This is a genomic window from Tenacibaculum sp. A30 (genome assembly GCF_051200845.1).
In the GTDB taxonomy this organism is placed as follows: Bacteria; Bacteroidota; Bacteroidia; order Flavobacteriales; family Flavobacteriaceae; genus Polaribacter.
In genome coordinates this window covers 782,470-805,216 of the sequence record NZ_CP195160.1, presented here as the reverse complement: position 1 = coordinate 805,216, position 22,747 = coordinate 782,470, and the positions used below count along the sequence as shown (strand labels likewise).

Annotated in this window: 27 protein-coding genes; 13 read left to right on the top strand and 14 right to left on the bottom strand. The window is 30.1% G+C overall.

Annotation, left to right across the window (positions count from 1 at the left end; all coding sequences use genetic code 11):
* Positions 1-9: 9 nt before the first annotated feature.
* Together arsC and prfB are read right to left on the bottom strand one after the other, a co-directional pair.
* Entirely contained in the window at positions 10-351 is a 342-nt protein-coding gene (gene arsC, locus ACR9ES_RS03760) for an arsenate reductase (glutaredoxin) (RefSeq protein ID WP_435255156.1), read from the bottom strand.
* A 110-nt stretch (positions 352-461) separates the two neighbouring features.
* Positions 462-1,556 (bottom strand): peptide chain release factor 2, encoded by a 1,095-nt coding sequence (gene prfB / locus ACR9ES_RS03755; protein WP_435255155.1) that lies wholly within the window; start codon positions 1,554-1,556, stop codon positions 462-464.
* A 36-nt stretch (positions 1,557-1,592) separates the two neighbouring features.
* Here prfB and ACR9ES_RS03750 point away from each other — a divergent pair, with 36 nt between their 5' ends.
* A complete protein-coding gene (locus ACR9ES_RS03750; RefSeq protein ID WP_435255154.1) occupies positions 1,593-2,612 on the top strand; it encodes a threonine aldolase family protein in 1,020 nt (339 codons plus the stop codon).
* A 35-nt stretch (positions 2,613-2,647) separates the two neighbouring features.
* Here ACR9ES_RS03750 and ACR9ES_RS03745 read toward each other — a convergent pair whose 3' ends face one another.
* On the bottom strand, positions 2,648-3,256 hold the full coding sequence (locus tag ACR9ES_RS03745; RefSeq protein WP_435255153.1) for a hypothetical protein: 609 nt from the start codon (positions 3,254-3,256) through the stop codon (positions 2,648-2,650).
* 4 nt (positions 3,257-3,260) lie between these two features.
* Positions 3,261-3,755 carry an RNA polymerase sigma factor gene (locus ACR9ES_RS03740; RefSeq protein ID WP_274634721.1) on the bottom strand — a complete coding sequence of 165 codons (495 nt, stop codon included), beginning with the start codon at positions 3,753-3,755 and terminating at the stop codon, positions 3,261-3,263.
* 150 nt (positions 3,756-3,905) lie between these two features.
* Here ACR9ES_RS03740 and ACR9ES_RS03735 point away from each other — a divergent pair, with 150 nt between their 5' ends.
* From ACR9ES_RS03735 to ACR9ES_RS03705, 7 genes are read left to right on the top strand one after another with little or no spacing between them, the layout of a single operon-like run.
* Positions 3,906-4,322: a DUF2141 domain-containing protein gene (locus ACR9ES_RS03735; RefSeq protein ID WP_435255152.1), complete on the top strand. Its 417-nt coding sequence runs from the start codon at positions 3,906-3,908 to the stop codon at positions 4,320-4,322.
* Between the two features lie 27 nt (positions 4,323-4,349).
* A complete protein-coding gene (locus ACR9ES_RS03730) occupies positions 4,350-5,684 on the top strand; it encodes a 2TM domain-containing protein (RefSeq protein WP_435255151.1) in 1,335 nt (444 codons plus the stop codon).
* A gap of 1 nt (position 5,685) precedes the next feature.
* Entirely contained in the window at positions 5,686-5,982 is a 297-nt protein-coding gene (locus tag ACR9ES_RS03725; RefSeq protein WP_435255150.1) for a 2TM domain-containing protein, read from the top strand.
* A complete protein-coding gene (locus tag ACR9ES_RS03720) occupies positions 5,972-6,259 on the top strand; it encodes a 2TM domain-containing protein (protein WP_435255149.1) in 288 nt (95 codons plus the stop codon). Before ACR9ES_RS03725 ends, ACR9ES_RS03720 begins: the two co-directional genes overlap by 11 nt.
* A 1-nt stretch (position 6,260) precedes the next feature.
* The gene (locus ACR9ES_RS03715; RefSeq protein ID WP_435255148.1) at positions 6,261-6,602 is read left to right on the top strand and encodes a 2TM domain-containing protein; all 342 of its coding nucleotides are present in this window, start codon (positions 6,261-6,263) and stop codon (positions 6,600-6,602) included.
* Positions 6,586-6,894, top strand: coding sequence for a 2TM domain-containing protein (locus tag ACR9ES_RS03710; protein WP_274634422.1), 309 nt, complete (start codon positions 6,586-6,588; stop codon positions 6,892-6,894). Before ACR9ES_RS03715 ends, ACR9ES_RS03710 begins: the two co-directional genes overlap by 17 nt.
* Before the next feature lie 17 nt (positions 6,895-6,911).
* Positions 6,912-7,667 carry a LytR/AlgR family response regulator transcription factor gene (locus tag ACR9ES_RS03705; protein WP_435255147.1) on the top strand — a complete coding sequence of 252 codons (756 nt, stop codon included), beginning with the start codon at positions 6,912-6,914 and terminating at the stop codon, positions 7,665-7,667.
* Here the strand turns inward: ACR9ES_RS03705 and ACR9ES_RS03700 are convergent.
* From ACR9ES_RS03700 to ACR9ES_RS03690, 3 genes are all read right to left on the bottom strand, one after another.
* Positions 7,664-8,455 (bottom strand): helix-turn-helix transcriptional regulator, encoded by a 792-nt coding sequence (locus ACR9ES_RS03700; RefSeq protein ID WP_274634420.1) that lies wholly within the window; start codon positions 8,453-8,455, stop codon positions 7,664-7,666. The genes ACR9ES_RS03705 and ACR9ES_RS03700 overlap by 4 nt on opposite strands.
* A 5-nt stretch (positions 8,456-8,460) precedes the next feature.
* Positions 8,461-8,739 carry a putative quinol monooxygenase gene (locus ACR9ES_RS03695; RefSeq protein ID WP_274634419.1) on the bottom strand — a complete coding sequence of 93 codons (279 nt, stop codon included), beginning with the start codon at positions 8,737-8,739 and terminating at the stop codon, positions 8,461-8,463.
* A gap of 78 nt (positions 8,740-8,817) precedes the next feature.
* Positions 8,818-9,360, bottom strand: coding sequence for a flavodoxin family protein (locus tag ACR9ES_RS03690; protein ID WP_435255146.1), 543 nt, complete (start codon positions 9,358-9,360; stop codon positions 8,818-8,820).
* 124 nt (positions 9,361-9,484) lie between these two features.
* Between ACR9ES_RS03690 and ACR9ES_RS03685 the strand changes: the two genes are divergently transcribed.
* The 4 genes from ACR9ES_RS03685 to ACR9ES_RS03670 all read left to right on the top strand — a co-directional run bounded on the left by ACR9ES_RS03685 (position 9,485) and on the right by ACR9ES_RS03670 (position 14,813).
* Entirely contained in the window at positions 9,485-10,360 is an 876-nt protein-coding gene (locus tag ACR9ES_RS03685; protein WP_435255145.1) for a PPK2 family polyphosphate kinase, read from the top strand.
* Positions 10,361-10,430: 70 nt separating this feature from the next.
* Entirely contained in the window at positions 10,431-11,261 is an 831-nt protein-coding gene (locus tag ACR9ES_RS03680; RefSeq protein WP_435255144.1) for an exonuclease domain-containing protein, read from the top strand.
* Between the two features lie 74 nt (positions 11,262-11,335).
* Positions 11,336-11,821 (top strand): ABC transporter ATPase, encoded by a 486-nt coding sequence (locus ACR9ES_RS03675; protein ID WP_299001221.1) that lies wholly within the window; start codon positions 11,336-11,338, stop codon positions 11,819-11,821.
* 64 nt (positions 11,822-11,885) lie between these two features.
* Positions 11,886-14,813 carry a glycoside hydrolase family 3 N-terminal domain-containing protein gene (locus ACR9ES_RS03670; RefSeq protein ID WP_274634413.1) on the top strand — a complete coding sequence of 976 codons (2,928 nt, stop codon included), beginning with the start codon at positions 11,886-11,888 and terminating at the stop codon, positions 14,811-14,813.
* Here the strand turns inward: ACR9ES_RS03670 and ACR9ES_RS03665 are convergent.
* The 7 genes from ACR9ES_RS03665 to ACR9ES_RS03635 all read right to left on the bottom strand — a co-directional run bounded on the left by ACR9ES_RS03665 (position 14,791) and on the right by ACR9ES_RS03635 (position 22,325).
* A complete protein-coding gene (locus tag ACR9ES_RS03665) occupies positions 14,791-15,840 on the bottom strand; it encodes a lysophospholipid acyltransferase family protein (protein ID WP_274634412.1) in 1,050 nt (349 codons plus the stop codon). The two genes, ACR9ES_RS03670 and ACR9ES_RS03665, sit on opposite strands and share 23 nt — an antisense overlap.
* 2 nt (positions 15,841-15,842) lie before the next feature.
* Entirely contained in the window at positions 15,843-16,754 is a 912-nt protein-coding gene (locus tag ACR9ES_RS03660; RefSeq protein WP_435255143.1) for a bile acid:sodium symporter family protein, read from the bottom strand.
* On the bottom strand, positions 16,738-17,379 hold the full coding sequence (locus ACR9ES_RS03655; RefSeq protein WP_435255142.1) for a DUF4159 domain-containing protein: 642 nt from the start codon (positions 17,377-17,379) through the stop codon (positions 16,738-16,740). The genes ACR9ES_RS03660 and ACR9ES_RS03655 overlap by 17 nt, the downstream gene beginning before the upstream one ends.
* A 537-nt stretch (positions 17,380-17,916) precedes the next feature.
* Positions 17,917-19,095, bottom strand: coding sequence for a helix-turn-helix domain-containing protein (locus tag ACR9ES_RS03650; RefSeq protein WP_435255141.1), 1,179 nt, complete (start codon positions 19,093-19,095; stop codon positions 17,917-17,919).
* A gap of 42 nt (positions 19,096-19,137) precedes the next feature.
* Positions 19,138-19,848 carry a 16S rRNA (uracil(1498)-N(3))-methyltransferase gene (locus ACR9ES_RS03645; protein WP_435255140.1) on the bottom strand — a complete coding sequence of 237 codons (711 nt, stop codon included), beginning with the start codon at positions 19,846-19,848 and terminating at the stop codon, positions 19,138-19,140.
* Positions 19,848-20,966 carry a GTP cyclohydrolase gene (locus ACR9ES_RS03640; RefSeq protein WP_435255139.1) on the bottom strand — a complete coding sequence of 373 codons (1,119 nt, stop codon included), beginning with the start codon at positions 20,964-20,966 and terminating at the stop codon, positions 19,848-19,850. Before ACR9ES_RS03640 ends, ACR9ES_RS03645 begins: the two co-directional genes overlap by 1 nt.
* Positions 20,967-20,984: 18 nt before the next feature.
* A complete protein-coding gene (locus tag ACR9ES_RS03635; RefSeq protein WP_435255138.1) occupies positions 20,985-22,325 on the bottom strand; it encodes a transporter in 1,341 nt (446 codons plus the stop codon).
* 140 nt (positions 22,326-22,465) lie between these two features.
* On the opposite strand from ACR9ES_RS03635, the gene ACR9ES_RS03630 reads away from it, so the two are divergent.
* Positions 22,466-22,747 carry a DUF4834 family protein gene (locus ACR9ES_RS03630; RefSeq protein ID WP_435255137.1) on the top strand — a complete coding sequence of 94 codons (282 nt, stop codon included), beginning with the start codon at positions 22,466-22,468 and terminating at the stop codon, positions 22,745-22,747.

Here is a 22,747-nt window from a genome sequence, read left to right as displayed (position 1 = left end):
TTAAAATAGTTAGATAATTTCTTTGATGGTTTCAGGTGGACGACCAATCACCGCTTTGTTACCGTTAATAACGATTGGACGTTCTATTAATTTTGGATTATCAACCATTGCTTTGATAATTTCAATATCCGATAATTCTTTTCCTTTGAAATTGTCTTTCCAAATTTGTTCATTTTTACGAACCAATTGAATAGGAGAAATATCTAATAAGCTGATGATTTCTTTTAATTCTTCTTCGGAAGGAGTATTGTCTAAATATTTTACAACTTCAAATTCTTTTGAAGAGTTTTCTACAATTTCTAAACCCTGACGTGATTTAGAACAACGTGGATTATGGTATATTTTTATCATTTTATTGTTAGTTTATATATAAAGTTATAGAGTTTATAAAGTTGAAAGTTATAAAGTTTTTAATTTTGCCAACAGCCAACAGCCAACAGCCAACAGCCAACAGCCAACAGCTAATCTTCTTTTTGCCCCATCATCATTAAATAGGCTTTTAAAAATGGATTGATATTTCCGTCCATAACAGCATCTACATTTCCTGTTTCATGGGCAGTACGAACATCTTTTACTAATTTATATGGATGCATTACATAGTTTCGAATTTGACTTCCCCATTCATTTTTCATTTTGTTAGCCTCAATTTCATCTCGGGCAGCCAATCGTTTTTGTAGTTCGATTTCGTATAGTTGAGATTTCAACATTTGTAACGCAGTAGCTCTGTTATCGTGCTGCGAACGTGAATTAGAACACTGAATTTGAATTCCAGTAGGTTTGTGTACTAGTTGCACTTTCGTTTCAACTTTGTTTACATTTTGTCCACCAGCGCCACTAGAACGTGCTGTGGTAATTTCAATATCGGCAGGGTTTACTTCAATTTCGATAGAATCATCAGCAACTGGATATACATATACAGAAGCAAAGGAAGTATGACGTTTAGCATTGCTATCAAAAGGAGAAATACGCACCAAACGGTGTACACCATTTTCACCTTTTAACCATCCAAAGGCATAATCTCCTTCAAACTCTAAAGTAACTGTTTTAATACCAGCTACATCACCTTCTTGGTAGTTCAAGGTCTTTATTTTATAACCTTGTTTTTCGGCCCACATAGTGTACATTCGAGTTAACATTTCAGCCCAATCACAACTCTCAGTTCCACCTGCTCCTGCAGTAATTTGTATAGTGGCACTCAAACTATCTCCTTCTTCAGAAAGCATATTTTTAAATTCGATATCTTCTAAAAAAGTAGCTGTTTTTTCATATTGCTCTTCAACTTCACTATCTTCAACATCACCTTCTTTATAAAAATCGTACAAAACTGTTAAATCGTCGTTCATAGCCGTAACAGTATTGTAATCTTCTACCCATTTTTTCTTAAAACGAAGAGATTTCATAATAGCTTCAGCCTCTTTCGGATTGTTCCAAAAATCAGGATTTGCTGTTTTTTCTTCTTCATTTGAAATTTCAATTAACTTCTTGTCAATTTCTAAATATCCTTTTAACTTGCCAATTCGTTCAGCGATATTTTTAAGCTGTTCGTGTGTAATCATAGATGCAAAAATACATTTTAAAAATCGTAGTTAGAAATGGAAATAAACTTAATAAGTGATACTGTAACAAAGCCAACTCAAGGAATGTTGGAAGCAATGATGAGAGCTAAGGTAGGAGATGATGTTTTTAAAGCAGATCCAACAGTGAATTTGTTACAAGAAAAAGTAGCGGATATGTTTGGAATGGAAGCTGCGTTATTTTTTCCTTCGGGAACCATGGCAAATCAAACAGCGATTAAGATTCACACACAACCAGGTGATAGAATGTTTTGTGATAAATGGGCGCATGTGTATAACTATGAAGGAGGAGGAGCAGCATTTAATGCAGGAGTAACTTCTTGTTTAATTGATGGAAATAGAGGAATGTTTACAGCGGAACAATTAGAAAGTCTAGTAACAGGTAGAAACGATATTCATACTCCGTTTAACCGTTTGGTATGTGTTGAAAACACTACCAATAAAGGAGGAGGAGCTTGTTGGGATTTTGAAGAGTTACAAAAGATTCAAAGAGTAGCAAAAGCAAATGATTTAGCATATCATTTAGATGGAGCACGTTTATTTAATGCGTTGGTAGCAAAAAATGAAACTCCGAAGCAGTATGGAGAGTTGTTTGACACCATTTCAATCTGTTTATCAAAAGGTTTAGGAGCTCCAGTAGGTTCTGTGTTAGTAGGAAGCAAAGAATATATTGAAAAAGCGTTACGTGTGCGTAAGTTGTTTGGTGGAGGAATGCGACAAGCAGGTTTTTTAGCAGCAGCAGGAATTTATGCGTTAGATAATCAAGTAGAACGTTTAGCAGAAGATCATCAAAAAGCAAAAGAAATAGGTAAAGTACTAGAAAGTTGTTCGTATGTGTCTAAAGTTGAACCTATAGAAACAAATATTGTTATTTTTTATGTAGATGATTCAATAAATCCAGATGATTTTATGAAAAAGATAGCTGATAAAGGCATTTTGTTAATTTCTATGGGAGAAGGAAAAATACGAATAGTTACCCACTTAGATTATACTGATGAGATGCATGAGAAATTAGTAGAAGAGTTGAAGTTATTTTAAATAAAAAGAGAGGTTGTTTTACAACCTCTCTTTTTTTAGTTTAACTCTTCAAGTTTAGCTAACTCTTTGTAGTTTTTATTCAGCTTACGTAACAAAATTCCATATAGTAATTGGTAAAAGCACCATAAAATTATCACCATAATGATTAATAACACGATAGTAACAATTATAGAAACTAAAATTTGTTTAGAATTGAATTCTGGATGAGAATTAAGTGTAGCAATAGAAACAATAACTCCAAAAATAAAAACATATAACAAATTAAATAAAACATAGTACTTTACAGTTTTTCTTGTTTTAATAATCTTATCCATTAAAGTTTTTGTTGAGTCAACTACAGATATACTTTTATAATTTAAATAAAACTTAATTAAAAAATAGAATAGTATTGGATAAAGAACAAATTGTGAATAAAACATGAAGTTGTATAATCCAAGTTGTCTGTACTCATTATAAGCCTCTTCCATATCAAAAACAAAATACAAAGAGTTCAATAAAACAAATTCTAAAATTCCAATAATAAAAATCCATTTTACTATTGATGATGACTTGGAGTGTGCCATCTTATATATATCGACCTTAGAAACTTTACGTGTTTCTTCAGGTTGATTTTCCCAAGCTTTTTTATATTTATCTAAATCCATTAATTTATGGGTTTAATACTTTTTTTAATTTATCCTTTGCTCTGTTCATTTTTACTCGAGCGTTTACTTCACTAATACCTAAAGTGTCAGAAATTTCTCTGTAAGATTTATCTTCCAAATACAAAAAGATTAGCGCTTTATCAATATCATTTAATTTACGTATTGCACTGTATAGTGCTTTTAATTGTAACTCTTCTGTGTCGTCATAATCCTCTGCTTTAATTTTAAATGAATATTCTGAAATGTCTTGTGTTTGTATAGTTCTAGTTGATTTACGATATAAAGAAATTGCAGTGTTAAGTGCTACACGATACATCCATGTACTAAATTTTGCATCTCCTCTAAATTTGCTGTAATTTTTCCATAGTTGAATAGTGATTTCTTGAAACAAATCATTGTGAGCATCTTGGTCGGTCGTGTAAATTCTACATACCTTATGTACAATGTTTTGATTGGCTTCGAAATCGTCTAAAAATTTATTTTCTAGTTCTTTTTCCACAAAGTTTGATAAAGTTGATATGTTATAAGTAGCCTAAAAATACAAATTGTTACAACTCATCCTAAAAAAAATACAATTCAGTTTGTTTTTGTTTTTAAAAGCTGATTTCTAGAAGAGATTTGTACAAGAATTAACCATAAAAACAACATTATGAAATTTTTTACACACATTTTAATCGTAATAGTAGTGTTTACTGTCGAAACAATTTCTGCTCAAAAACAGAACATCACAGCTACAGTTGTTAACGCAACATCAGATGTTGGAAACATCAAATATGCGTTATATACTAAAGAGAATTTTAGAAAAGAACCAGTACAAGCAAAAGAAGCTAAGATTAAGGAAGGAAAAAGTACTGTAGTATTTGAAAATATACCTACTGGTGAATATGCAATTATTTGTTTTCACGATGCAAATAATAATAACAAAATGGATTTTGAACCAAGCGGAATGCCTTTAGAAGATTATGGTGCATCAAATAATAATTTATCTCGCTTTGGCCCTCCACGATATGAAGAAGCAAAGTTTTTAGTTAGGGATAAAGATGTATCTTTCGAAATAAAATTTTAAAATCATATGAAACCCTCATCAAAAATAATGTTTAAGAGTTTTAAAAGTGATGTTTGGATTTGCTTAAAACTTACGATTGTTTTCGGTATAGTTTTTACATTAATAAATCAAGCATTTACTTTCAAAGAAGCAGGGTTAGTATTTTTATTTTCAGGAATGTATTCATTTATTCTTGGATTAGGTAATGGTATTATTAATGATTATTTAAGTGCTAAGTGGGACTGGGTTACGCAAACCAATCAGCGAGTTTGGTGGGGAATTATAGCAACGGTAATTTATACGATAGTAGCAGTTTTAGGAATACACTACATTCAATATTTTGTAATATTTTCAAATAAGATAGAAAACTTTTTTACAGGGCAATTTCTATGGATGCACTTATTTGCCATTATTCTTTCTTTAGGAATTGCAGCTTTTTTTCATGCAAAAGGTTTCATTGTAAACTGGAAAAAATCTATTAAACAAGAAACTACTCAGCATGAAATAGTAGCAAAAACTGAAACGGCAAAGTTTGAAACTTTAAAAAGTCAGATAGATCCACATTTTTTATTCAATAGTTTAAATGTGTTGACTTCTTTAATAAGTGAAAATCCGAAACAAGCAGAGAAGTTTACAACAAAACTATCAAAAGTATATCGCTATGTACTGGAGCAACGAAATAAAGAACTAGTACCAATTCAAGAAGAATTACAATTTGCTAAAACCTATATGGAATTATTGCAAATGCGTTTTGAGGAAGCAGTAAAGTTTACAATACCTGAAGAAGTAAGTAATTCTGAGTTAAAGATAGTTCCGTTATCACTTCAATTGTTATTAGAAAATGCGGTGAAACACAATGTAGTTTCGGCTTCAAAACCGTTAGAGATACGCATTTTTGAAGAAGACGGATTTCTAAAAATTCAAAACAATATCAATCCGAAAGAAGCTATTGGAAAAAGCACAAAAGTAGGGTTGAGAAATATAGCAGATCGTTATGGTTTAATAACCGATAGAAACGTTCAAATAATTAATAATAACAAAACATTTACAGTGTGTTTACCGCTGTTAATTGATATAAAAAATAGTATTATGGATACAAAAAGCTTAGAAAATAGTAACTACGTAAAAGCAGTAGAAAAGGTAGAAAAACTAAAAGAGTTTTACCAAAATTTAGTTTCGTATTGTATAGTCATTCCTTTTTTAATATTTATAAACCTTAAAACATATTCAAAATTTCAATGGTTTTGGTTTCCAATGATAGGTTGGGGAATAGGACTAGTTTTTCATTATTTAGAAGTAAATAATTATAGTTTATTTTTAGGAAAAAACTGGGAAGAACGCAAGATTAAGGAATTAATGGATGATGATAAAAACTATAAATAAAATGAGAAAAGATTATAGAATTGAATATAAATACGCAAAGGCAAAAAAGAGAGTAGAAAAAATAAAGGGGCTATACATTCATCTTATAGTAACTGTGTTAATTATACCAGTATTGATTTTTATAAACTTAAAGTTTGTGCCTAGTTACCATTGGTTTTATTTTCCAACTATAGGAATGTTTTTAGGGTTGTTTTTTCACTGGTTTGGTGTTTTCGGAATAGAAAAAATAGGTTTAGGAAAAGACTGGGAAGAACGAAAAATTAAAGAATTTTTAGAAAATAATAGCAATGGAAAATAATTATACAGAAGAAAAAAGATATTTAGAAGCTAAAAAGAAAATAAAACAAGTAAAAGGGTTTTATGCTCATGTTTTAGTAAATATAGTTTCAGTAATTATTATTGTTTTAGTGAATTTAAAATTCTCTCCTTATTATCATTGGTTTTGGTTTCCAGTTATAGGAATAGTACTAGTTACTTTTATTCATTGGATGTTAGTTTTTGGTGTTGATGTTATGGGGTTTGGAAAAGATTGGGAGGAAAAGAAGATAAACGAATACCTAAATAAAAAGAATTAGTATGGAAAATGATTATAAAGAAGAACACAAGTATTTATTAGCCAAAAAAAGAATAGAAAAAATAAAAGGATTTTACTGGCATTTAGCAGCATACATAATTGTGAATATATTTATTTCGGTTGTAATTATTATGGGATTGATGAATGAAGATAATTTAACTTTTACAAAATCAATAACCAATTTTGGGGTGTATGCTACTTGGCTTTTTTGGGGGATTGGAGTCTTTTTTCATTGGTTAGGAGTATTTGGAACCAATATATTCTTTAATAAAGAATGGGAGCAACGTAAAATACAAGAATATCTAGATGAACTAAGAAAGAAAGAAAATGGAAACTTTAAATAGAGAACAACAATATATAAGAGCTCAAAAAAAAGTAAATGAAATCAAAAAGTTTTATAAACATTTAGTGGTTTACATACTAATAAACTTAGTTTTTATAGGAAGAAGAATATATAAAGATATTGTTTATAGAGACGAATCTGTTATGGATGCTTTCTTAGATATAAACAACTATAATTTATTTTTTTGGTGGGGAGTCGTAGTATTTATACACGGATTTAGTGTTTTAGGAAAAGATAAGTTGTTTTCAAAAAACTGGGAAGAGCGAAAAATTAAAGAATATATGGAGCAATAATTACTGAGAATAGAACTATGAATGTTATAATTATTGAAGACGAAAAGCCAGCAGCAAGAAGATTAAATAGAATGTTAGCAGAACTGAATATAGAGGTTCAGCAAATGTTACACTCGGTAGAAGAGTCTATAAATTGGTTTCAGAATAATGAACACCCAGATTTAATTTTCTTAGATATTCAACTTTCCGACGGATTATCATTTGAAATTTTTGAAGAAGTCACTGTAAAATCAGCCATTATTTTTACAACGGCTTATGATGAATATGCATTAAAAGCATTTAAGTTAAACTCTATTGATTATCTCCTAAAACCAATAGATGAAGACGAGTTAAGATTGGCGGTAGATAAGTTTAAAGAATATCAGCCTTTACAAAGTAACATACACGTTAATATAAATGACATTCGCAAGTTGTTGATAAACCCGGTAGATAGAAAGTACAAAAAACGATTTACGATAAAAGTTGGGCAACATTTAAAAATCATAAATATTGAAGATATTGAATGCTTTTATTCAGAAAACAAAGCAACTTATATTCATACCAATTCTAATAGAAATTATTTAATTGATAATTCACTAGAATACTGGCAAGAGCAGTTAGACCCTGAACAGTTTTTTAGAGTAAATAGAACTTTTGTAGTACAAATAAATGCGATTAAAGATATTGTATCTTATACAAACTCTCGCTTACAATTAAAGTTGGAGTCTTATAATAATTCTGAAATAATTGTAAGCAGAGAGCGTGTAAAAGATTTTAAAAACTGGATTAACTAGCTTAAAGGTTTATAGTAAAAATGATTGTCAAAGTTTTTAGTTACAAAATACTGGGAAGGTTTAAGATTTGTAAAACTTTGAAATTCTTTAATAAAATGACTTTGGTCGTAATAACCATTATCTAAAGCAGTAGACAAATAATGTTTGTTACTCGATAGCAATACTTGTTTTACAGTTTTTTGAAGCCTAGTGATTCGTTGAAATTTTTTAGGAGAAACGCCAAACTTTTGTTTGAATAGACGTTCAAATTGACGATAACTTAAGTTGCTATGATAGGCTAATTCGTGAAGAGATATTGAATTAAAGTTTTTGTATAGAGTTTTAATTATCAAATCCCAATTAACTATAGTAGAAAAATGATGTTTTTTTAATTGATTGCATAGAAAGAAATCAATTAGTTTAATTTTTTCTTCTATACTAGGTAATGAATAAAGAATATCTAAAAGCTCTCTACCTTCATTATTCCATATTTCTTCTACAGACAAATATTGATTAACAATTTGTGTATGTGGAATAGAAGTAAAGTGCCTAAAACCACCACTATGAAAACGTACTGAAATATAATTTACGTTGTTTGTTGAATCAAAAATTAATTTATCTCTAGGACAAATAATATGAGCAGTATCTAATTTGTTGTTATTGATAGATAAAGGAGTATCAATATGAAAAAGTACTTCTAAACCAGTGCCTGGTAAAATTAAAGGAAGACTTTTGGTTTGAGAACAAACAAAATACCTATCAATATAAGGAGATAGGTATTTTGATGGTTTATAGTGTTTTACACTCATTTAGATTAATAAATGTTTATAATAGGCTCTTTGGTAATTAAAGCAGTAATATCCTTTATAAATTGATGAAAGTGAGTAGAGTTATTATGCGCATCTACAGCTTTTCTATCAATATACTCTTCATAAAACAAATAATTACCTTCACTAAATAAATCTTTATGTAATTGATAGGTAATGCATCCTGTTTCAGAGTTACTCGTTTTTACCATTTCCTCAGCCAATTTTAAAAAATCGCTTTCTTTTCCTTGTTGAATTGCTATTTGAGCTATAATTACTTTTTGCATTATAATGAATTAAAATTAAAACTCAAAAATACTGTCAAAGGTTTCTTATAAATTGTAAAAAAACGACATCTTAAAATTCTAACGGGTTAAAACATCCTTAAAATTTTTAGTAGCTAAAATATTTCTAAATTCATTAATTTTAACTCTAGCATCAGGATGTATGTCATTTCCATCTTCAGTAAACCAGGCATGGGCACTACCAAGATAGTTCATGCCTAAATATTTAGCACTTTCAATAAAAGGCATTTCAAAACCATTTCTACGGTGATTAGCTCCTGAGTTACTAATCATCGCCATGTTTTTACCTCGTAATAACCTTCCTAAGTCTTTTTTGTATTTTAATAAGTCAGACAAACGATCAAAAAATATTTTTAAAGTTGCACTCATTGTATACCAGTATACTGGGGTTGCAAAAACAATCGTATCATAGTTATTAATAACTTCTTCCATAACAGGAATAAAATCGTCATTAGCATTGCTAAAGTCATACTCAAAAACACCAATATTTTTTGTTTTTAAGTCGATAACATCAAAAGAGTTATTGCTGTTGAGGTAGTTAATAACTCTGTTTGTATTTCCGTTACTTTTAGAGCTTGCTTGTATTATTACAGTTTTTTTCATTTTGTAGATTTATTTTGATGTTAAAACTCTAAAAATAATTAAGACGAAAGCGACGTTCTTAATTGTAAAAATTGATAATAACCAAGAGAAAATCAATGCTAGAAGTCTATATTTTTGTACTTTTATGCTGAAATTAAGAGGAAAAATGGATGTAAACGCATACAAGTATGAAAAGGGAACAGCTTTAAAAGACTATACTACAAAAGAGATAGACGAAGATGCTAGAAAGAAATTAAAAAAAGCACGAAAAAAAATTAGTGAACTACAAGATACCATGTATGCAGAAGGTAAGTATAGCGTCTTACTTTGTTTACAAGGTATGGATACTGCTGGAAAGGATAGTTTAATACGTGAAGTTTTTAAAGATGTTAATGCGCGTGGGGTAGTGGTTCATAGTTTTAAAGTTCCAACAGAATTAGAATTAAAACATGACTTTTTGTGGCGTCATTATATGGCCTTACCTCCTAAAGGAAAAATAGGAGTTTTTAATCGTACACATTATGAAAATGTGCTAGTAACCAGAGTGCATCCTGAATATGTATTTGCAGAAAATATTCCGACCGTAAAAAGTTTAGAAGATTTAGATGATGCGTTTTATCATGGTAGAATGGAGCGTATTAATCAATTTGAAAAACACATTGCAGAAAACGGAACTATTATTTTAAAGTTCTTTCTAAATGTTTCTAAAGAAGAACAAAAAAATAGATTATTACGACGTTTAGATATTCAAGAGAAAAACTGGAAATTTTCCGCAGGAGATTTAGAAGAAAGAAAATTGTGGAATAATTACCAAGAGTGTTATGAAGATTTGTTGCAGCGTACGTCAACGAATTATGCCCCTTGGTATGTAGTTCCTGCCGATGATAAACCAACAGCACGTTATATTGTAGCAAAAACTTTAGAAAAAGAGTTAGAGAAATATAATTTTAAAGAACCAACGTTACCAAAAAAAGTCTTAGATCAAATAGACGAATTTAAAAAGCAATTAAACAACGAATAATATATAGAAAAGGCAATAAAAGAGTATTTAAAGTAAATAAAGTCATTGTCTTTTAACCCTTAATTTAAAAATGAATTTAAACTTAACCAAACCCATTGTATTTTTCGATTTAGAAACTACAGGAATCAACATAGCTAAAGATAGAGTTGTAGAAATATCAATATTAAAAGTATTTCCAAACGGAAATAAAGAAAGTAAAACATGGTTAGTAAACCCTGAAATAGAAATTCCAGCAGAGGCAACAGCAGTACATGGAATTACAAATGAAAAAGTGGTAACTGAACCAACCTTTAAAGAGCTAGCGGGTAAGATTAACGAAATGATATCTGATTCAGATTTAGCAGGATTCAATTCCAACCGATTTGATATTCCTCTATTAGCAGAAGAATTATTACGTGCAGGTATTGATTTTGACATGAATAATCGTAAGGCAGTTGATGTGCAAACAATTTTCCATAAAAAAGAACAACGTACGTTAAGCGCAGGGTATCAGTTTTACTGCGGAAAAGACTTAGAGGGCGCACATTCTGCTGAAGCAGATACCAATGCAACGTATGAAATTTTATTAGCTCAGGTTGATAGATATGACGATTTAGAAAACACTGTTGAAGCATTAAGTGAGTTTTCTACTCATGGGAAAAGAGCAGATTTTGCAGGGTTTATTTTATTTAATGAAGATGACCAAGAAATCTTTTCTTTTGGAAAGTATAAAGGAAGAACAGTAGAAGAAGTGTTAAAAGAAAATCCAGGATATAACGCATGGATTCAAAATGCGGATTTTCCATTATACACTAAAAAGGTATTGCGAGAAATTAAAGAACGAATGTCTGTACCAAAGAAAGAAACTATGACGGATGAGGAAAAATTACAGGCTTTACAACAAAAGTTTAATTTAAGGTAACCTTTAACATTTATTTTTAGTAATTATCTAAGTTGTTTTTTTAATTTAGATACAGTAAAATTAATACATAAAAAATGTATACAGAATATAAAGAATTACCTAAAAATTCAAGAGTTTGGGTATATCAGTCAGATAGAGAGTTTACAGCCGAAGAAATAGAGTACATTACAGCAAAAGCGTTAGTTTTTATTGAAAATTGGACGCGTCATGGAGATGATTTAAAAGGGTCATTCACCATAAAATACAATCAATTTTTGGTATTAGCTGTTGATGAAAACTTCAACAATGTATCAGGTTGTTCAATAGATGCTTCAGTACGTTTTATACAAGAGCTAGAAAACGAGTTGAAGTTAGATTTAATGGATAAAATGAATGTTTCTTTTAAAGATGGAGACAATATCAATATTGTTAAACTTCCAGAGTTTCAAAACTTTGCCAAAGCACAAAAAATTACAGCAGAAACTGTAGTGTTTAATAACATGGTAAATACCAAAGAAGATTTTGAAGCCAAATGGGAAGTGCCAGCAAACCAAAGTTGGCACGCACGATTTTTGGTATAACTATTGACGTTATTTAAGAAAGAATATTTTTTAAACCCCCGAAATTTTAAAAGAAGGAAGGTATATGAAGAGAAAGGCGCTTACATTATTAGCATTCATTTTTGCACAAATAATTCAAGCACAACAAGTAGATCCGTTGTTGGCAAAAGATTCAGATGCGCAAGGTGTTTGGGTAGATAGTATCATGAAAAACATGTCTATAGATGAAAAAATCGGGCAGTTGTTTATGATACAAGCCTATTCAAATAAAGATAAAAAGCACGAAGATTTTATTTCGAATATGGTTACAAAATACCATGTAGGAAATATTATTTTTATGCAAGGTACGCCAGATAAGCAGGTAGTTTTGAATAATAAATACCAAGAGCTAGCAAAAGTGCCATTAATGGTTGGTTTTGATGGTGAATGGGGCTTAGATATGCGCTTGAAAAACACCTACCGCTTTCCTTGGAATATGACTTTAGGTGCAATACAAGATACGTTATTGTTACAAGAGGTAGGAAAAAGAATTGGAGAGCATTGTAAGCGAGTGGGAATTCATATGAATTTTGCACCTGTGGTTGATGTAAACACGAATCCAGATAATCCTATTATCGGAAACCGTTCTTTTGGTGAAAACAAAGAAAATGTAGCACAAAAATCCATCGCATTTACAAAAGGAATGCAAGGAGCAGGGGTTTTGGCGAATGCAAAACATTTTCCAGGACATGGAGACACCGAAGCAGATTCTCATCATACCTTACCAACAATTAATTTCAGTGAAAAACGATTAGACTCAATAGAGCTGTATCCGTTTAAGGAAGTATTTGCTAATGGAGTTGCTAGTGTTATGACAGCACATTTAAGTATTCCTGCCATTGAAACAAATCCGAAGTTACCATCGTCATTATCAAAGAATGTTGTAACGGGTTTATTACAAGATAAATTAGGTTTTCAAGGATTGATAATTACTGATGGATTAAACATGAAAGGGGCAGCGAATTATTCTACACCAGCAGAAATTGATTTAGCAGCAATTTTAGCAGGAAATGATATGTTGTTAATTCCACAAGATGTTCCAGGATCAATAAGTTTGATTAAAAAAGCGTTAACGGAAGGTAAATTGACTGAAGAACGTTTAAATCACTCCGTAAAAAAGATTTTAAAAGCAAAATATTTAGTTGGATTAAACAATTATAAACCTATTGCTACTGAGAATATTTCAAAAGATTTAAACTCTCCATACGATGAGGTATTGCATCGAAAATTGATAAAAAACTCAATAACGGTTTTAAAAAATCAAGAGAGTGTTTTACCTATCCAAAACCTTCAAGATAAAAAGATAGCTTATGTATCATTAGGAAATGATAATGGTTCTGATTTTTATGAAATGCTAACGAATTATACTAAGGTTGATAAAGTTTCAGATGCTAACTTAAATGTTTTATTACAAAAATTACAGAAGTATAATTTGGTAATTGTAGGCTTTCATAAATCAGATAAAAATCCATGGAAAAGCTATAAGTTTTCTACTAAAGATTTAGCTTGGTTACAAGAAATAGCAAGAAATCATAAGGTAGTTTTAGATGTTTTTGCAAGTCCATATAGTTTACTTCAAGTACCTTCTTTTACCAATATTGAAGGTCTTGTATTGTCGTATCAAAACAGCAAATTATCTCAAGAGATTTCTGCGCAAGCGCTTTTCGGAGCTTTTGAATTGAAAGGTAAATTACCAGTATCTATAAAAAATGAGTTCAAAGTCGGTCATGGACTTTTATTAGATGATTTAGATGTATTACAGTATACCATTCCTGAAGAAGCTGGAGTTTCTTCTGAAAAATTATCAATTATAGATAAAAGAATAGATACTATTTTACAGGAAAAAATGTCTCCAGGAGGTCAGATTTTAGTGGCTAAAAACGGTAAAGTGATTTACAATAAAAGCTTTGGATATCATACCTTATCAAAAGAAAGAGCCGTTAAAAATTCTGATTTGTATGATTTAGCTTCACTTACTAAGATTTTAGCTTCATTACCAATGATAATGAAAGCTGAAGAAGAAAGAAAAATCAGTTTGTTTTCAAATTTAGGAGATGTTTTACCAAGTTATAGTAAGTCGAATAAAGATACGCTATTGTTAAAAGAAGTGTTGTCTCATTACGGACGTTTACGTTCTTGGATTCCGTTTTATTTACAAACAAAAGATAGTGTAACAGGAGAAAATTCAACTAAGTATTACAGAAAGAAGCGTACTTCAAAATTCAGTATAGAAGTAGCTAAAAACTTATATATAGCTAAGGAGTATACCGATTCTATCTATAAACAAATAGTGGATTCTGAACAGCGTAAAAGGCCAGGATATAAATACAGTGATTTAGGGTATTATATTTTCAAAGAAATTTTAGAAAGAAAGTATAAAAAACCTTTGGATAAATTGGTAGACGAACAGTTTTATCAATCATTAGGAGCAAACAGAATGACGTATTTACCATTAAATAAATTTGATAAAGACGAGATTGTTCCAACAGAAAGAGACAACTATTTCAGACATCAATTAGTGCATGGTTATGTTCATGATATGGGAGCGGCCATGATAGGAGGAGTAGGAGGACATGCAGGATTGTTTGCGAATGCAAATGATGTAGCAAAAGTGATGCAAATGTTTTTACAAGATGGTTCTTATGGAGGGAAAAAATACTTAGAGCCAGAGACTGTACATAAATTTAATAAGCGTTATTACGAAAACAAAAGGGTACGTAGAGGATTGGGTTTTGATAAACCGCAGCTAAATCCTAATGTTAAAGCAACCTGTGGTTGTGTTTCAGATGTTAGTTTTGGACATAGTGGCTTTACAGGAACGTATACTTGGGCAGATCCTGCAACGGGTGTGGTGTATGTTTTCTTATCTAACAGAGTGTACCCTACAATGAGGAATTATGGTTTGGTTAAGAGTAATATTCGAACTAAAATTCAACAAGATATTCAAGACGCTATTCTGATGGCGGGGGAGTAGGTGATAGTTTAGTGTACAGTAGTACGATAAACAGCGAAGAGAAAAAATATGCAAAGGCAAATTTCCATCCCCAAAAAGAGCCTATTATCCAACTTTGGATACAATAAAAGAAAGGAAAAAGAATAGCATTTACACCAAAACGAAAAGTATCAATAAATTCAATTTCATCTATTTTTTTACTTAAAAATTTCCAGATAGTAAAAGGAATAATACTATTTAAAATAATTAGATAAAATAAAGGAAAAGTGTAGTTTTTACTGCGCCTTTTTTTAGTTGTAGTAAGTCTGTTTTTTATAGTAGCATTTACAGTATTTACATCCGTAAAATCCGTTTGATTTCTGTTAAGAGAAGTTAAGGTTTCTTCGTAGTCTTTATCAAAAGGAATGTGTACACTTAATTCTTTTAATTGTTCAGAAACGAGTTCTTTAATTGTTTTAACTGATTGGTTAATGTCTTGCTGATTATAAAAACTATTGGCTAAAATAGGCGAACCAAAGTGTATAGCTACTTTAGAAGGATAACTAGAAACATTTTGATAAGTAATTCCTATAGGAATAATATGAATATCTGTATCAGGATGCTCATCTAAAGTTCTAAAAAGAATTCTTTTAAACCCTTTACTCAAAGGTCTAACAGTTCTTGCTTTATTGTGAGTTCCTTCAGGAAATATAAGTAACGCTTTTTTGTCTTTTAAAAGATTTTGGCATTTGTTAAAGATTTCTTCATTTTTAGATAGTTGTTGTATCCCATCTCTAATGCGGTAAACAGGCATCATTCCAAGTAAATTAAAAAACTTAGCGATAAGAGGATTATTAAAAACAGCCGCACGTACTAAAAAATGTGTTTTTCTTTTCATATGTGTGGCTATGAAAAGTGGATCAACCAATCCGTTAGGGTGATTAGCAGTAAACAGAATAGCACCTTTTTTAGGGATGTTTTCATTTCCTAATACTATTATTTTTTTTGTGTAAAAGAATAAGCCAGATTTAACATATGCTTTAAAAAAGTAATATACTAAAGTTTTCATTTTTATTTTTTTCTTCCCCAATAAGTAGCTAACATCATTCCTGAAAAAATATCCCAAACACCCCAAAAAGCGGCTAATAAAGCCATACCGCCTAGACCATCAAAAAAACTAAAAATAAGCAGCAACCCTAATCCACTATTTTGAATGCCAGTTTCCATTGAAATTGTTTTACAATCTTTATTATTTAGCTTAAAAGATTTTGCAGTAACATAACCTATTACAAAAGCATAAATATTATGAAATATGACTAAAAACAACACTAAATGAATATAGTTTTTAAAAATGTCAGCATTGTCATATAACGCAACAACGATTAGTATAATAAAGAAGAAAATAGAAAAAGGTCGTAATAGCTTATTAATTTTTTTTGCCATTTCATGATGGTAGTGGTTCACAATCATTCCTAGAATTATTGGAATACCTAAAATTAATAAGACAAGTTTAAAAAGCTCAAAAGGGCTTAAAGAAACACTTTTTAAAATAATATTAGTTGGTTCATACAAACTCCCCCATAGCTGTAAGTTTAGAGGAGTCATTACCAAGCATATTAAAGTAGCAAAAGCTGTTAAACTAACCGATAAAGCGGTGTTTCCTTTTGCCATTTTGCTAAAAAAATTAGATACATTCCCGCCAGGACAAGCAGCTACTATCATCATTCCTAAAGCAAAGCTAGGGTAGGGTTTTATGATGTAGATTAATATGAAGGTTAAAAAGGGAAGTAAAATAAATTGAGATAATAATCCTACAAATAATATTTTAGGGTTATTTATAAGTCTTTTAAAATCCTCAATTTTTATATCTAAGGCTATACCAAACATAATTATAGCAAGTGCTATATTAAGCATCCATAAAGCTTCTGTGTCAAAATTAATCTTTATGTCGTCTATCTGTAAGGGGTTAATGTTTGAAAGCATATTCAATTATATTAGCTCCCATTTTAAGAGCTTTTTCTCTTATTTCTTTAGGGTCGTTATGTACTTCTTGGTCTTCCCATCCATCGCTTAAATCACTTTCATAATCGTAAAATACAATAAGTCTTCCTTCGTAAAAAAGACCAAAACCTTGTGGAGGTTTTCTGTCATGTTCATGAATTTTAGGTAATCCGTTTGGAAAAGAGAATGTTTGATTGTAAATAGGATGATTTTTAGGAATTTCTTGAAGTGTCAGTTCAGGGAATACTTTTTTAAATTCTCTTCTGATGTATGAATCCATTCCAAAATTATCGGAAACGTGTAAGAATCCTCCTGAGATTAAATAGTCTCTTAACGTTGTAATTTCATCATCTGTAAAATAGATATTACCATGGCCAGTAATAAAAACTATAGGATAATTAAAAATCTGTTCATCAGCCAATGTAACGGTTTCAATATCTTTTTCGATTGAAGTTTTAGTATTAAGGTTGGTAAAGTTGATTAAATTAGGTAATGCAGTTGGATTAGCATACCAATCACCACCACCATTGTATTTTAAAACAGCAATTTGTTGAGAGAAAAGACTAGAGAAGAATAAAAGAAAATAAAACGTTATAATATTTTTCATAAAATAAGCTTTGCTTAGCTGAAGCAATATAAGAAAACAGTAATAAAAAAACACTAACAACTAGGTCGTTAGTGTTTTTATTTTCCCCTTAAACATAAATTATACTTTTTAATTTGAAAAGTCCCCACTTTTTCAAAAAGCAATTAATTTACGATGCGAAAATAAAAAAGATTAAATAGAAGAAGTACAATAACGTCTGATTGGGTGTTTTAGAACTTACCTTTTATAAAAAGCATAGTTTTAAAATGAAAAAAATCAACTTTTTTCAAGTTGCTTAAGTAAGTAAAAATAAAAAACACCAATATTAAATACTGGTGTTTTTAAAGTTTAGCTCTCCCTTTTTCGTATTGAGAACGAGTAGCTCCCAATAATTTTTTAGAAATCTTAATTATAAATTGAAAACCCCTTCAACTAATTTTCAATTACTAATTTCTTAATCTCACTACGTAAATATAATTTACATAAGGAGAATAGGAGTTCGAAAACATCCAGTTTCAGTGTTTTCGGACTTTCTTTTTATAAAAAGAAAGTAGAATTTTACCCGTTAATAGGAGTTAATGCTAGTTTTTTAAATTCTACAGGAGTGTTTCCGGTATGCTTTTTAAAAACAGTATAAAAGGTAGATTTAGAGTTAAAACCAGATTCTAAACCAATAGAGGTTATGGTGTAATCTGAATATTCAGGATCAAGTAGTAATGTTTTTGCCAAATCAATTCTCATTTCATTTAAGTAATCAGTAAAAGATTTTTTGGCAATGTTATTAATAATTAAAGAAAGTGTACTAGAACTTAATTCGGTATCTTTCGCTAAATCTTGAAGCGTGTATTTCGTAGATAAATATTTCTTTTTTGATTTAATAAAATCATCAATTTCTTGAAATTGCTCTTTATGTCGTTCAGCTTGACTTTGAGAAGGACTTTTTTCAGTGTCTACTTTTATGGTGTCTACACTAAAATTTCCGTTTAAATCAATCAAAAGAGATTTTCTAATATTTTCTCTTTCTTTTAAAATTCTAATCTGTTTAAAACCTTGGTAACCTAACCAGTAGATTAAAACAGTAGTGAATACTCTTAAAGGATAATAAGAAAATAAGAAATCACTAAAGTTTAGACTTATTTTCACAACAAGGGCAAGAATCCAAAGCAAATAACCTACTGAAGAAAGAATAAAGAAGGAGTAGAGCCATTTAAGATTATCAAAAGATAATATTTTAGGGAATAAGTTTTCCTTTTTATACAAAATGTACATTGAATATATGAAAAAGCTCAAAGAGGTAAGCATACTAAAAAACTCTTCAAGAGATGAGTACCTTTCATAAATATAGTCTAATCTTTCTTGTGAAGCAGAGTCACTGTAGTACACAACAAAACTTATTTGAGCAATTACCATAAGGATAAATGCAGGAACAGCGAATTTTAAAACATTAAAAGATTTTTGAGGTAAATCTAAATAATGAACTAAAAACATGTATAAAAAAGGCATAGCTAAAAAATGCCAAGAAAATTGCATGTACTCTAAAGCAAATTTATTTTGAAGTAAGCCTTTTTCTAAAGCCCAAGATTGAAGGTTGTTTATAGAAATAGCTAAGATTAATAAGTTTAAGTATACCATACTTTTTTCTCTACCATTTTTAGAAGAGAATAATACAATACTAAAGGCAAAGCCATGTAAGGCACTTATTAATAAAAAGAGATTAAATAGATATTCTATTGTCACAGCCTATATTTTTAACAAAAAGTTAAATATACAAAAAATGAATTATTGATGGAGGTATGAAATGCTTTGAACTACGTTTAAACCTGCTGTTTCTGTTCGTAATCTATTTTCTCCTAATGAAATAGGTTCAAAATTTTTAGATAAAGATTGTTGAATTTCTTTTAATGAAAAATCGCCTTCCGGCCCGATAAGGATTGTATAAGAAGCGTTTGGTGTGGCTATGTTCTTTAAAAGTTTTTTCTCAATATTTTCTTCACAATGTGCGATAAACGTTTCGCTAGTAAAGTTTTGAGTGATAAACTCAGAAAATTTTATAGGCTCGTTTAGTTTAGGCAAAGTGAATTGCAAAGACTGTTTCATAGCAGCTTGTACAATTCTTAAAAATCGTTCTGTTTTTACAACTTTTCTTTCTGAGTTTTCACAGATAATTGGCGTGATTTCATCAATGCCAATTTCAGTAGCTTTTTCTAAAAACCATTCAAAACGGTCGTTGTTTTTTGTAGGAGCTATGGCTACGTGTAAATAATAATCCCTAGTACGTGGTTTTTCTTCTGATTTAATAATTGAGGCAATGCATTTTTTATCATTCCCTAATATAATTTCCGCAGAAAATAAAAAACCTTTTCCGTTGGTGATATGTAATACGTCTCCTTCCTTTTTACGTAAAACTCTAATGATGTGACGACTTTCGTCTTTATCAAAAATAATTTCTTTTGAAGTAGGTCCTAAATCAGGATTGTAAAATAGTTGCATTATAAATCGAGTTTATAGGTTCTTCTACGTTTATGAATTTTAGGATCAAAAGCTTTCCAAATTTGATGAATAGCATGGTTATCTTCTAATTCAGGAGTTCTAATACAGTTTTCAATTCCTTTGGCTAAAAAAGCAGAGTGAAACTGCTCAAAAATAACAGCAGTTACTCCTTTGTTTTGGTATTCTGGATCTACGCCAATTAGATAAAAGGTAACATCTTTTGAATTTTTTCTAGCATTTAATAAATGGAAAAGACCAAAAGGAAATAGTTTACCATTCGCCTTTTGTAAAGCTTTAGAAAAAGAAGGCATTACAATAGCAAAAGCAACAAGCTTGTGGTTTTCATCAACAACAAATTTTATGTATTCAGGGTTGATGAAACTGATGTATTTCTTTTTAAAATAGTCTATTTGAGCTTTTGATATAGGGACATAAGTTGATAGTTTTGAATATGTTTTACTAAACAATTCAAACATTTCATCAACATAAGGCATTATTTTATCGGTAGAAGTAAAGTTTAAAGGAGTTAAATTATACCTCTTTTGAATAATAGTACTTGCTTTTCCGTATTTATTAATGTCTACATTTTTAAAAGAAAAGATGCTTTCTATGTATTCTTTTTCTTTTTTAAATCCTAGTTGTTCTAGGTGTTTAGCATAGTAAGGATGATTGTACCAAGTAATCATGGTACCTATATGATCAAAACCTTCAACAAGAACACCAGTTTTGTCTAGATTGTTAAAACCAACAGGACCTTCGATGTATTCTAATCCATTTTCTTTACCTATTTCAGCAACTTTATCTAATAGAGCTTTAGTTACTTTTATATCATCAATTACATCAAACCAACCAAAACGCATTTTTTTTATGTTTTGCTGTGTAGTTTCATAAGTATTGATAATAGCTACAACTCTACCAACAATTTCATCGTTTTTGTAAGCTAAGAAAAAACGAGCGTCCGCATGCTCAAAAACAGGGTTTTTATCCTTGTTAAAACTTTCAACTTCATCATTAATGATAGGCGGAACCCAATATTTATTGTCTTTATAAAGAGAAAAAGGAAATTTAACAAATTGTTTCATTTCCTTTTTGGTTGTTATTTCTTTAATTTGAATCATAAGTCAAATGTAAGATTTTTAATTGTCATCTTTCTCTTGATCTTCTTTCTCTTTTTGTTCTTCTTTTTTGATCTCTTCTTCTAGCTTTTTAATTTCTTTTTCAAGTTTCAAGCGTTCTTTCTCTTTTTGCTTCGCTTCTTTTTCTTCCTCTTTTTTAATCTGCTTTTCAAGCTTTAAACGTTCTTTTTCTTTTCGTTTTGCTTCTTTTTTAGCCTTTTTTTGTGCCTTTTTAGCGGCTTTCTTTTCTTCTTTCGCAGTTTTCTTCTTTAGTTTTTTATCTTCTTTCGCAATAACATCTACTAAGGATCCTTGACGTTCTCTTCTTGGTTTTTGATTTAAGGCATCGCCATCAGTTTTAGAAATATCTAAATCAACTTTTTGCTCTCGTTTCTTTGAAAATAATTTTCCTGTCTTACTGAATAATCGACCAAAGAAGCTTCTGTCTTCATCGTACTTAACTTGTTTACCTTCTTCTATTTTATTTCCAAATTCATCTATTTCAACAAATTTATCTTGGTGTCTATTAAGTCTATAAGAAACACCTACTGAAGTGTAAAGACCAATTTCATCTTGTTGCATATTGGCTCTTAGTGAGGCGTTAAATTGTAAATTTTCGCTAAATAAATAGGCTGCACCAGCACCTATATTAGTTTTCTTTTCATATTCTTCAAAAATACCTTGTATTTCTGCGAAACCAGACCAATAATCATTAAAATTATATGTTCCTGTTACGATGTAAGAAAGCTGTGAAAAGTCTGTTCCAATGTAATCGTAATGAAGGTTGGTAATTACGTTTAACTTGTCTGAAAACTCATTTTGTAATAAAAGTCCTACTTTCGGACTAAAACCATCTCTTTTGTGGTAGTCAGTTAAAAAACTACCAATGTTTACTCCCGCTGAAATACCAATATGAGGTATCCAACGTTTCCAGTCAAAAGAATGGCGAGCTTTCCAGCTTCTTATTTCTTTACTTTTATCATCATACTTCGGAGCATAAATAAGGTATTTAGCACCCAAACTAAATTGACTTAGACCTGTTTTGTTGTATGATGATTCAAAGATGTTTTTAAAAGCTATTTTGTCTCTTTGTAAAGAAGTATTTAAATTTACTTCTAATTTTTCAGAAATAAAACTGGTTCTAAAAAATAAGTTCAATCCTAAGGCTTCTGGATTGCTAAAAGTAGGAGTAGCATTAATTTTTCTATAAAAAATACTCGATTCAAACTGATATACACCTGATCCAACGCTGTAAGGGCTCTCAGAAAAACCTGGTCTATTTGAATTTATAACAGGGGTGTATTGCGCGTTTGCAGTTAATACTGAGAAAAATACAAAAAACAAAAGGAGTTTCTTAATCATATAATAAGTCCAGATTTTCAGGTTTTACAAACATACGTAAAAATACAATTACCTATATAATATAAGTTTTGTAAAGTCTTAACGCTTCCTTTTGCTTCAAATTGTTATTTTTGATTGATTTTTTTATTTTTTAGAAAAAGATGACATATATAAATGAAGCTGGACCTGTGAATTTTTTAAAGACCATATTAATTATTCTGTTAGTTTATTACGCTATAAAGTTTTTGGCGAGATTATTTGCACCTTACCTTATAAAAAAAGCGGTAGATAAAGTACAAAAGAAAGCAGAACAACAGTTTAGAAACCGAGAACAAGCATCTGATGTTGAAGTAGGAAAAACTGTTATTGATAAAAAGCCAAATACTACAAAGCAAAGTAATAATTCGGTTGGCGAATACGTTGACTATGAAGAAATAGACTAA

Coding starts and splice junctions, on each gene's coding strand:
- arsC (WP_435255156.1), bottom strand. CDS start 351: ATGATAAAAATATACCATAATCCACGTTGTTCTAAATCACGTCAGGGT.
- prfB (WP_435255155.1), bottom strand. CDS start 1,556: ATGATTACACACGAACAGCTTAAAAATATCGCTGAACGAATTGGCAAG.
- ACR9ES_RS03750 (WP_435255154.1), top strand. CDS start 1,593: ATGGAAATAAACTTAATAAGTGATACTGTAACAAAGCCAACTCAAGGA.
- ACR9ES_RS03745 (WP_435255153.1), bottom strand. CDS start 3,256: ATGGATTTAGATAAATATAAAAAAGCTTGGGAAAATCAACCTGAAGAA.
- ACR9ES_RS03735 (WP_435255152.1), top strand. CDS start 3,906: ATGAAATTTTTTACACACATTTTAATCGTAATAGTAGTGTTTACTGTC.
- ACR9ES_RS03730 (WP_435255151.1), top strand. CDS start 4,350: ATGTTTAAGAGTTTTAAAAGTGATGTTTGGATTTGCTTAAAACTTACG.
- ACR9ES_RS03725 (WP_435255150.1), top strand. CDS start 5,686: ATGAGAAAAGATTATAGAATTGAATATAAATACGCAAAGGCAAAAAAG.
- ACR9ES_RS03720 (WP_435255149.1), top strand. CDS start 5,972: ATGGAAAATAATTATACAGAAGAAAAAAGATATTTAGAAGCTAAAAAG.
- ACR9ES_RS03715 (WP_435255148.1), top strand. CDS start 6,261: ATGGAAAATGATTATAAAGAAGAACACAAGTATTTATTAGCCAAAAAA.
- ACR9ES_RS03710 (WP_274634422.1), top strand. CDS start 6,586: ATGGAAACTTTAAATAGAGAACAACAATATATAAGAGCTCAAAAAAAA.
- ACR9ES_RS03705 (WP_435255147.1), top strand. CDS start 6,912: ATGAATGTTATAATTATTGAAGACGAAAAGCCAGCAGCAAGAAGATTA.
- ACR9ES_RS03700 (WP_274634420.1), bottom strand. CDS start 8,455: ATGAGTGTAAAACACTATAAACCATCAAAATACCTATCTCCTTATATT.
- ACR9ES_RS03695 (WP_274634419.1), bottom strand. CDS start 8,739: ATGCAAAAAGTAATTATAGCTCAAATAGCAATTCAACAAGGAAAAGAA.
- ACR9ES_RS03690 (WP_435255146.1), bottom strand. CDS start 9,360: ATGAAAAAAACTGTAATAATACAAGCAAGCTCTAAAAGTAACGGAAAT.
- ACR9ES_RS03685 (WP_435255145.1), top strand. CDS start 9,485: ATGCTGAAATTAAGAGGAAAAATGGATGTAAACGCATACAAGTATGAA.
- ACR9ES_RS03680 (WP_435255144.1), top strand. CDS start 10,431: ATGAATTTAAACTTAACCAAACCCATTGTATTTTTCGATTTAGAAACT.
- ACR9ES_RS03675 (WP_299001221.1), top strand. CDS start 11,336: ATGTATACAGAATATAAAGAATTACCTAAAAATTCAAGAGTTTGGGTA.
- ACR9ES_RS03670 (WP_274634413.1), top strand. CDS start 11,886: ATGAAGAGAAAGGCGCTTACATTATTAGCATTCATTTTTGCACAAATA.
- ACR9ES_RS03665 (WP_274634412.1), bottom strand. CDS start 15,840: ATGAAAACTTTAGTATATTACTTTTTTAAAGCATATGTTAAATCTGGC.
- ACR9ES_RS03660 (WP_435255143.1), bottom strand. CDS start 16,754: ATGCTTTCAAACATTAACCCCTTACAGATAGACGACATAAAGATTAAT.
- ACR9ES_RS03655 (WP_435255142.1), bottom strand. CDS start 17,379: ATGAAAAATATTATAACGTTTTATTTTCTTTTATTCTTCTCTAGTCTT.
- ACR9ES_RS03645 (WP_435255140.1), bottom strand. CDS start 19,848: ATGCAACTATTTTACAATCCTGATTTAGGACCTACTTCAAAAGAAATT.
- ACR9ES_RS03640 (WP_435255139.1), bottom strand. CDS start 20,966: ATGATTCAAATTAAAGAAATAACAACCAAAAAGGAAATGAAACAATTT.
- ACR9ES_RS03635 (WP_435255138.1), bottom strand. CDS start 22,325: ATGATTAAGAAACTCCTTTTGTTTTTTGTATTTTTCTCAGTATTAACT.
- ACR9ES_RS03630 (WP_435255137.1), top strand. CDS start 22,466: ATGACATATATAAATGAAGCTGGACCTGTGAATTTTTTAAAGACCATA.